Origin of the sequence: Vibrio sp. TRT 2004, from assembly GCF_050113735.1 — a bacterium.
Lineage (GTDB): Bacteria > Pseudomonadota > Gammaproteobacteria > Enterobacterales > Vibrionaceae > Vibrio.
The window spans coordinates 43,869-53,113 of the sequence record NZ_JBNJOH010000030.1 but is presented as its reverse complement, the minus strand read 5'-3'; the positions used below and the strand labels follow the sequence as shown (position 1 = coordinate 53,113).

At 43.1% G+C, this 9,245-nt stretch carries 10 protein-coding genes and 2 pseudogenes; 9 read left to right on the top strand and 3 right to left on the bottom strand.

Translation table 11 applies throughout. The features are described from left to right. The 8 genes and pseudogenes from ACQEXR_RS13100 to ACQEXR_RS13065 form a co-directional block, all read left to right on the top strand. Nucleotides 1-375: pseudogene (locus ACQEXR_RS13100) on the top strand (S-type Pyocin domain-containing protein); the annotation flags it as partial. 2 nt (nt 376-377) lie between these two features. Continuing rightward, nucleotides 378-632, top strand: a complete 255-nt coding sequence (locus tag ACQEXR_RS13095; RefSeq protein WP_138971736.1) for a bacteriocin immunity protein — start codon at nt 378-380, stop codon at nt 630-632. A gap of 178 nt (nt 633-810) precedes the next feature. Further along, nucleotides 811-1,209: a hypothetical protein gene (locus ACQEXR_RS13090; RefSeq protein ID WP_427020491.1), complete on the top strand. Its 399-nt coding sequence runs from the start codon at nt 811-813 to the stop codon at nt 1,207-1,209. A gap of 402 nt (nt 1,210-1,611) precedes the next feature. Next, nucleotides 1,612-1,755: pseudogene (locus ACQEXR_RS13085) on the top strand (S-type pyocin domain-containing protein); the annotation flags it as partial. Nucleotides 1,756-1,945: 190 nt separating this feature from the next. Beyond that, nucleotides 1,946-2,311, top strand: a complete 366-nt coding sequence (locus tag ACQEXR_RS13080) for a hypothetical protein (protein WP_427020490.1) — start codon at nt 1,946-1,948, stop codon at nt 2,309-2,311. Between the two features lie 133 nt (nt 2,312-2,444). Then, nucleotides 2,445-2,858 carry a hypothetical protein gene (locus ACQEXR_RS13075; protein ID WP_427020489.1) on the top strand — a complete coding sequence of 138 codons (414 nt, stop codon included), beginning with the start codon at nt 2,445-2,447 and terminating at the stop codon, nt 2,856-2,858. 184 nt (nt 2,859-3,042) lie between these two features. Beyond that, nucleotides 3,043-3,549: a flavodoxin gene (locus ACQEXR_RS13070; RefSeq protein WP_269378437.1), complete on the top strand. Its 507-nt coding sequence runs from the start codon at nt 3,043-3,045 to the stop codon at nt 3,547-3,549. Nucleotides 3,550-3,699: 150 nt separating this feature from the next. Next, the gene (locus tag ACQEXR_RS13065; protein WP_427020488.1) at nt 3,700-4,347 is read left to right on the top strand and encodes an HAD-IA family hydrolase; all 648 of its coding nucleotides are present in this window, start codon (nt 3,700-3,702) and stop codon (nt 4,345-4,347) included. Nucleotides 4,348-4,354: 7 nt separating this feature from the next. On the opposite strand, the gene ACQEXR_RS13060 is transcribed toward ACQEXR_RS13065, so the two are convergent. The 3 genes from ACQEXR_RS13060 to torT form a co-directional block, all read right to left on the bottom strand. After that, the gene (locus tag ACQEXR_RS13060) at nt 4,355-4,552 is read right to left on the bottom strand and encodes a hypothetical protein (protein WP_269378439.1); all 198 of its coding nucleotides are present in this window, start codon (nt 4,550-4,552) and stop codon (nt 4,355-4,357) included. Between the two features lie 236 nt (nt 4,553-4,788). Continuing rightward, complete coding sequence (locus tag ACQEXR_RS13055; RefSeq protein WP_138970633.1) at nt 4,789-5,244, bottom strand: methylglyoxal synthase; 456 nt, start codon at nt 5,242-5,244, stop codon at nt 4,789-4,791. A gap of 9 nt (nt 5,245-5,253) precedes the next feature. Continuing rightward, nucleotides 5,254-6,264 carry a TMAO reductase system periplasmic protein TorT gene (gene torT / locus ACQEXR_RS13050; protein WP_426951382.1) on the bottom strand — a complete coding sequence of 337 codons (1,011 nt, stop codon included), beginning with the start codon at nt 6,262-6,264 and terminating at the stop codon, nt 5,254-5,256. An 80-nt stretch (nt 6,265-6,344) separates the two neighbouring features. On the opposite strand from torT, the gene torS reads away from it, so the two are divergent. Further along, a complete protein-coding gene (torS, locus tag ACQEXR_RS13045) occupies nt 6,345-9,242 on the top strand; it encodes a TMAO reductase system sensor histidine kinase/response regulator TorS (RefSeq protein ID WP_427020487.1) in 2,898 nt (965 codons plus the stop codon). Nucleotides 9,243-9,245: the final 3 nt, after the last annotated feature.

Genomic DNA, 9,245 nt, shown 5'->3' with positions numbered 1-9,245 from the left:
GTGGTAACGGGGAATGGCGAAGATATAACGGGCATATGGTTAGAGAAAGCCAGTGAGGGGTTAGGTTCACCAGTTCCATCGCAAATTGCTGACAAGTTGAGGGATAAGGAATTCAGTAGTTTTGATAGCTTTAGGAAGGCTTTTTGGATAGAGGTATCTGAAGACTCAATATTGGCTCTCCAATTTATTCCTTCGAATATAAAACGGATGAAAGATGGTAAGGCTCCCCGAGCAAGATTTAAAGATACGGTGGGTGGACGCCGTTCATTTGAATTACATCACCTCAAAGAAATTCAACATGGTGGGGATGTCTACAATGTTGATAACATAAAAGTTAATACACCTAAGAACCATATAAACATTCATAAGGGTTAACGATGAGATTACATGATAGGTTAGAAGACTATACCGAGTTAGAGTTTTTGGAGTTACTAAACATTATTATCAGCGCAGAAGGTTCTGAAGAATATCAAGATGAATTACTTGAAAACTTTATCGCTACAACAGAACATCCAGATGGTTCAGACCTAATTTATTACCCAGAAAATCCTATAGATGGAACGCCAGAAAATATTGTTAGAATCGTCAAAAAATGGCGCTTGTCTCAGGGCTTACCTGGTTTTAAAAAATGATATAAATGAGCCTGTCGATTAGATGGGGCTCTTGAAATTAACCACCTTTACGTCTCTCAAGTTGCGATGGCAAGCCGTGTTGTGATGGTGTTAACTCTCTACTCATTCTGTTATCCATAATGCTGATGAAATTATTGCAAAAGGTCTGGTACCGAATTTAGGTAAGCGTATAGCGAATGTGGCGATTGGTATCGCGACGTCTCGTGGAGTCGGTTACGTAGGGCTAGTGCTTGGTGCAGCAAGTGGCGTGAAGAATATTTATGAAGCCTGTTCTGTTGATGGTTCAGGAGAATGCGGTAAAGTCACAGCACGTGAAATAACAGGATTTATTGGTGGTATAGGAGGGGGAGCCACCGGTGGAAATATCGCAGCCGGCGGTACTCTTTTGGTGTTGGGTATTGTAGGAGTTACCTCAGCGCCAGTGTTAGCGATTGCTTCAATTGGTGCTTTTATTGCTGGAGGCGTGGTTGGTGGAATTGGAGGCTCAATGTTAGGTAAAGCTACTGGTGACATTATGTATATTGCTTATCAGTGGGGGAAAGATCAGGTTGAAGCTATTCAGGAAAATGCTAGATGATTACATTTAAATTAGTTTTGGCCTTATTTACAGTGCTTATATTTTGGTGTTTTATTATTTGGTGTGTACTCGGTGCGATTATGTTCGCTATGGTTTCATTCGGAAATATTGAACGAATTGTATTTATTGACAAGCAGGTAGCTAAGGATTTAGATAAATATTACGACGACCAAGGGTATATGAAATGGAACTATCAAATGTCCTACGCAATTGGAACTCGATTGATGTGTTACTGGCTTGCCTATCCTTTTATCAGACATAGAGTGACCACTAAATCTAAAAAATTCAGACTGTTTATGTGGGTTAATTGTATTGGCAGCTGGATCTTTGTTATCGCATCATGCTTTTCCCTATTGGTGAAATGGTTAGGGACTATAGGTTGATCATTCACTGAAGCTGCACATGGATGTTCACAATATCTGGGTTCGCCCAATTGAAGAGCATGAACAAGAAATTGGCACGGTTCTCTACCCTGAGGACGATCTAGCCGAATATATTGTGACTTTCCCTGCGGATGCAGGGTTGCCTCCTCTTTACCTAGTATTCATTGAAGATGCTCGATTTCTCAAGCTCTTCGTATTCACGTATCGACAGTTGCTTGGGGAACCACCAGTGGAAATATCGCAGCTGCCGGAGGTGTTATAGGGGCAACTATTGGTAAAAGCACATGAGATATTATGTATGAAAAGGCCATCGAGTTTACAGAAGTAACTGAAGCACTAGTTGAGGACTTATTTTGAGTGATTTTCTTAACGTTATAAGTGGAGTTTTTGCAATTTACGCCATTATCTGGGGAATCCCTGGCGTACTCATGAGTGCTGTGGTTGGTTTAGGTAACGTACAACGCATTGTTTTTATTGATAAGCAACTAGCTAAAGACTTAGACAAACTTTACGATGAAAAAGGTTATCTAAGATGGCAATTCCAAACCTCTTACTCAATAGTTAGTCGTCTAACAAGGTACTGGATAGCTTACCCTTTTATAAGATATCGAGTTAAGACTGAATCAAAAACATTTAGATTGTTTATGTGGATTAATAGTATTGGGATATGGAGTTGGCTTCTAGTTCCTTCCCTATCTTTTGTAGAAAAACTCATGTAATTATGGTTTAGAAAGCAGTAACGATTTAAGTTGGCAATGTAGTGGTCAACTAAAATTGGCCACAGTTTTGTAAGTTTCCCAGTAAAGTCTTTCCGACTCATTCGGACTCAATAAACAAAATGGATGTTATTAAATGAGCCACTCTTATGAATACTTAGTAGGAAATACGTATCAAACTTTATTAAAAGATGCATCCTTTCTTTCACTTATAGGGGGGAACGTACCTGAAATTGTTGATGAGAGTTTGAATAGTTTCTATATCGTTTCGGATAGCAGTCAAGCTGAGTTGATCTTCAATAAGCACACTCAGATACTCGAAGTTATTATCTTTAAGAAAAGAGTTGATGGGCGTTTCCCCAAGTCATTGAATAGTCGTATGGATGCGGATGAAGTTCGTAGCATTCTTGGGGATCCAATTGAAATAGTTCAAGCGCGAAAACTACCTGTTTTAGGAATGGTTCCACCTTTTGATAAGTTCGAAGGCAATGTGGAGGTGACTTACTCTATTGATACTGGCTTAGTTGAAGAAGTTCGATTCGGTTCATAGTGATAGTTTTACACCATAGCGCGTTATCCTGAGCAAAAATGGCTAGACTGCGCTTTAATGTAATTAGCATATCCGCTTTTTATAGTGGTTTGCGAATAACTGGCTAAAAGACTTGTCGCCTCAAGGCGTTATCTAGTAAGCTTCTCGCTCCATTCTCACTATCTGTACAGGTTCACCCTAGACTATGACTTTGCCAAAAATTGCTGAAATCAAAAACCAATGGCTTTATCAGCAAGTAGATGTCGAGTTTCCTACCAAAGAGAGCATCGCGGGTATGGAACTGTACAAAGACGCCGTATCTAGCCGTCAATACCAAACGTTGTCAGAGATACCGGTAGCGGATAGCCAGATGGCACCAGAAGATATCTTTCTGGTCGACTTCCATCGACTTACAGTGATGTTTGCATTATTGCAGGCTAGTCGCTGGAGTAATGAGTCAGATCAGCAACTGATCGTTGAGTTTTTAACCCAAATCATCTATTCAGAACCTTGCTCACTCTATCTTGGTTTTAAAGAAGGTGAGGCGGTAGCTGCGGCGATAGTCACCATAGACCAGCAAACGGTTCTCATTTCTGATGTTGTATTGAAAAGCAGCGGCACTGAGGTGACTGAAGAGGGATTTCTTGCTGCGCTGTACACCAAACTCGATCTGCCACTTGACGATAGCCACACCTTCATCATTGAGCAGTGATGACTTCATCATTGTGCCAACGATAAAATGGTGACATGGTCTAAAAATCTGACATAAACTTCTATTTATCAAGGGAAGTGTTAAGCACATCATTCCATTTAATACTCACTACCTTATTATTTCTCTTGGCGAATTAACAAGGTAATGAGCATGACAGAGTCCCAAGTTCAGTGTGTAATCTTCGATTGTGACGGCACGTTAGTTGATAGTGAGAGACTTTGCTGCCAAGCACTGTGTGACACGTTTGCTCTATTTGGTGCTACCCTCACTTATGAAGAAGCAGCCAGCCATTTCGAAGGCGGTAAGCTTGCTGATATTCTTGCGGCCACTAAGAAGCGATTAGATGTCAACGTTTCTATCGACCAACTCGAACCCGTTTACAGAGATATATTGGATCGACTGTTTGAACTACAGCTAAAGCCAATGGACGGGGTGTTTGATTTATTACAGTTTCTCGATGACAAAGGCATTGAGTACTGTGTCGCGTCAAATGGTCCTAAAGATAAAATCGAGCGTTGTCTTGACCTAACTGGTCTGTTGCCTTACTTCAGCGGTAAAATTTTCTCTGCATTTGATACCAATAGTTGGAAGCCAGAGCCCGATCTTATTCAATACTGTGTGATGAATATGGGTTTTACCCGTGAACAATGTCTCTATATCGACGATACGCCTAAAGGTTTAGAGGCCGGTGTAAGAGCAGGCGTCCGTTCTATTCATTTAGCCGGATTAAATGATCGTCAACATGTTTTTGAGCTAAGGAAAATCAACCATCTTACTGAGCTCGAACAGATTCTATAAAGATAGCTTAGTGACTTACTGAAGATATCACGCGACATTGCAGCTTGACTGTAGGCAGAGCGCAGTTTGTTGTGAGTTGTGTGACATCTTCAAAGAATGAACCACACTCCGCACATAACATGCTATCCGATTCGGAAAGCAGGTATTCTTCACTGCCGCATAACGGGCAGCACAGTATTTCGTTGAGCTTGTCATTGTTATCCATAACGGGATCTCTCAGCAGCAAAAATCAGACTGGATACTTTTATTAGTTTATTTCTTATTCACCCACAGAGTAGCGATATAAGATAATGCTTACAATTGGATTTTGGTCTAAATTGGGGTCACAGATGAGATGTGTGCCCTAATTTGGTGAAGAAACGGATGCCAAAGCGACAATAGGTTCAATTGTCAATCTGATAAATTTAAAGCCCGTGACTACCACGGGCAATTAACAACCAACTAGGTGCGATTCGCTAGGTAGGCTTGATAGTCGGGGATTTCTATGTCGACTTCTTGTTCGATCAAAGGTGATGCAAACAGTAACTTAGCCGTTGCACGGTTTGTCGCTACTGGGATATTCCATACACTCGCAATACGAAGTAGTGCTTTTACGTCAGGATCATGAGGCACTGCATTGAGTGGGTCCCAAAAGAAAATCAATACATCAATTTTACCTTCAGAGATTAGCGCACCAATTTGTTGGTCGCCGCCCATTGGGCCGCTAATCATGCTTTTGATCGCGAGCCCTGTCTCTTTGCTTAGCATTGTGCCAGTGGTGCCTGTTGCATAAAGAAAATGGCGTTGTAGCTTCTCTTTATTTTCTTTTACCCAACGTAATAGCTCTGGTTTGCAGTTGTCGTGAGCGACAAGCGCCACATGTTTATGTGCAGGCAGGGTACGAGTCGTTTTTTCCATTTAGACTTCCTAATTGTTTTCGTTATAGACGTAAAAAGTGGGTCGATATTCCGAGGGTGAAAGGGATTGGGCAATCACCTTCGGATTGAGTTTGTTTGGTGTCAGTGGTTCTATGATCGGTGCTTGGATCTTTTCGTAAGGTTCGCCTTTCAAATAGTGAACAGCCTGAAGGACAGACAGACGACCTTGTTCGACCATCTTATCTGTCGGGGCAAACTCAACGCGATTTCTCAAAAGACCACGGTAGACACCGTGACTGAGATAAGTTGAAACTAATCCAATTTGCCCAACTTGGTCTGTGCTGCGTAATTCACTGATCGCAGCCTCGATGGCTACTGCGCTGCCTACAATGTAATCCAACTCAGTATTGTCTATGGCATGCTGAACAAGGTTACGCTGTAACTCTTTGTCATTGTCAGCCCATAATGTTTCTACGATATGGATATCACTGCCTTTAAGCGCAGAATAGAGGCCTTTAATGACCGGTTTGGTCCCACCACTCGATTTAGGGCCAGGTAGAAGCGCAACATTTATTTGACCGGAACCTTGTGGGTGTTTGTTTTTTAAATACTCACCGGTGTAGTAGCCCATCCAGTACCAATCAACACCCACTTCACCTTTCAGAGCGGAGCTGTTTTCTTTGTCTACAATCAGCTGATTTACCGTTGCAAACACAGGGATCGAACCAACGCTCTGACGAAGTGAGCTATAAAACAGATCTGGGGCGACTGTACCAAGAATGATCGCGTCGGCATTCCAACGCACACACAGAGACATATGTTCGCGTTGCTTTTCGAGGTTAAGATAGCCTCCCGCTTCCAATACTCTGAGATCGACGTGTTGTTTCTTTGCCTCATCAACCATCCCGTAATTGACCGATAACCAGTATGAATCTTTTAAATGCGGGTAGATGGCACAAATTCGTAGCGGTTGTTCCGCGTGGGCATTAAATGCCGCTGCGAGGAGTAGCATTGAAGTTAACAGTGTGGCTCGCTTTTGGATAGCTGAGATCAAAGACATGCAGTATTTCGTTGGTAAAGGCGGATTAAACACTGCAAAATATAGCGCATTATAGAAGACTTAAGAAGTGAAGATTCTCGATGTTACTAGCTAAAGCCAGTATTGGACGCAAACTGCTGTTGGCATTCCTTGCGATGGCGTTATTGGTTTTGATTTCTGCGTTAATCGGGGTATTTGGCTTTAGTTCTGTAGCAAAAACAGAGCGAAATGTGGTTAATTCGGCGATCCCGTCAATGATTGAAGCAAGACAGGTGTCCGAATTAAGCTCACGCATCATTTCTTCTGTACAGACGCTGTCCAATGCGAAAAGCGAAGAGCAGCGTCAACGTTCAGGAAAAGAGTTGTTTTCTCAGCTGGAATCTTTGCTAACACATATCAAACAGTTAGGTTCTGATTCGTTTGACTCTGGGTTACTGACGAGGTTGGAGTCGGATGTTCAGATCGTCATCGATACGCTTGCTAAGTTTGGAATTGTGGTCGAGAAAAGGTTATTCCTCAGTCAAGATATTGTGGTACGAACAGGTGAACTTCGGGACCTTGCTCTAGAGCTGGAACAACTTACTCGTACTCAAGTCGCCAACACATCTACCATTGCTGTTGCCAATGTAACTCACATCTACGCACTCCTTGATAAACGCCAGATAGAGCAGGCGTATAACGCGCTTGATGCTCTGGTTGAAGTCGATCTTGATCTATCCGAGCGATTACACGAACTTCATCTACTGGCGTTCAAGTTACTCAACCATATAGAGGAGGCGCGTACGGTATCGGATATCAATCGTATTCAAACCATTAGAGAAGAGTTCAGTAGTAATCTGAATATTATGAAACGACGCGTGCAGGCTGTAGAAGATCCTACGCGATCCCAACAGATGGCGGAACTTCTCAAGAAACTTGAACGTCGTGAAGTGGTTTTTGATGTGCTGACTCAACGATATGAGAACGAACGTTCAGCGCAGCAATTGATGCAAGATACTTTGACTCAGTTTTCTACACTTAATGCCACCGTAAACAAGCTGGTCGACGAGTCTAATGCTTCAACGACTCGGGCGGTTGAAGAACTAAAAACGACCCTCGATTACGCTCAGCTAACACTAACGATTATTACGGTTCTAGGTATGGTCATCGTGGTGTTGATCGTATGGAAAGTGGTCTATATATCCGTGGTTAAACGTCTTGCAGAATATTCCTCGGCGTTGCTTTCAATCGCTAAAGGACAGTTGCAAGTCGAACTTACCGTTAAAGGTAATGATGAATTGGCACATATGGGGCAAGCGATCATTACTGCACGTAACACGGCAAAGGCTTTAAAGGTGGTCGCAGAAAGTGAAGCCAAGGCGAAGCGAGAACTCGAACAGCATAAGGGCCATCTAGAGGAGCTAGTGACTGAGCGTACTCATCAATTACAACTCGCCAATATCAGGTTAAATGAGGAAGTAGAAAACCATGCACGCGCCCGTCAAGAGGCCGAGCAAGCCAGCCGTGCCAAATCGGCGTTTTTAGCGACGATGAGTCACGAGATTCGCACACCAATGAATGGCGTACTCGGGACTGCTAGGTTGTTAAAAGATACCGGGCTGGACAGTCAACAGGGCCACTATGTCGATGTGATCAATCGCAGTGGTAACGGCTTGCTTGCTATCCTCAATGACGTACTCGATTACTCAAAGATTGAGGCGGGGCATTTAGAAATTCGTCCAATCGACTTTAATCTGCACGCGATGGTGGATGACACCAAGCAATTACTAAATGGAAGGGCTCAAGAAAAGTCGCTGCAACTCGAATATTGTATCGAAAGCGATGTGGATAAATTCTGGTTTGGTGACATGACGCGAATCGGTCAAGTTCTTAACAATCTTGTCGGAAATGCTATCAAGTTCACTGACAAAGGCCATGTCGATATCTATGTTGCTCATGACCCTGACAATGATGGACATGTGTTGTTCGAAGTGTCGGACACGGGCGTAGGTATCAGCGAACAAGAGCAGCTCAACTTGTTTGATGCGTTTACTCAGGCATCAGGAGGATTGAGCAGTAAAGGTGGCACAGGTTTAGGGCTGGCGATTAGTAAGCGATTGGTTGAGGCGATGGGCGGAGAGATCCACCTTGAGTCTTCACTTGGCGAAGGGAGCCGTTTTTGGTTTTCTGTTCCCCTACAGTTAGGTCAGGAAGTACAACAACAAGATACCGTAACCAACTGTAACGTGACCGCACGCGTTTTACTGATTGAAGACAATCCGGTTAACTGCATGGTCGCTGAAGGATTTTTGGCGAGTATGGGACATCAAGTCATGACGGCGGTTGATGGAAAGAGCGCTCGGAGTGACTTCGAGCAGCATTCGTTCGATATCGTGCTGATGGATATCAACCTGCCTGATTGTGATGGAATTGCGTTATTAGGTGAGTTAAAACAAATTGAAACTGACTCGTCCAACCGAATGCCGACGCCAATGATCGCGGTATCGGCGCATGTATACAATGAAGAAGTTGAAAGTTACATCGCGGCAGGTTTTGATGGATATCTGCCTAAGCCGCTCGATAAGGACGCACTTAGCCAAATGATCCAAAATAGTTTAGAGGGCAAGTCGTTATTATTAGAACAAAACGATTGTCATAAAGAAGACATGCCAGTGCGACCAGTTAATCAAGCCATTATCGACCCCAAAATAGTGATTGCGGATATGGCAGTGCTAGGGCAAGCCAAAATGGTGGAAATCTGTGGCTTGTTCAGCGATGGTGCTCAGGAGATTGTTACGCAGTTAGATAGCGCGGCTGGGCAAAATGATCAAAGAGAGATTAAACAACTTGCTCATAAACTCAAAGGATCGGCGGGCAGTTTAGGCTTAGGGGTACTGTTCGATTTGTGTCTCGAGATAGAAAAAGCACAGCAACCATGTGAGATGTATCTGGAGCATCGAAGTGAGCTTTGGTCATTGGTCGAACAATCAAAGCACGCACTTGATGAGATATTAGCTTAGAGG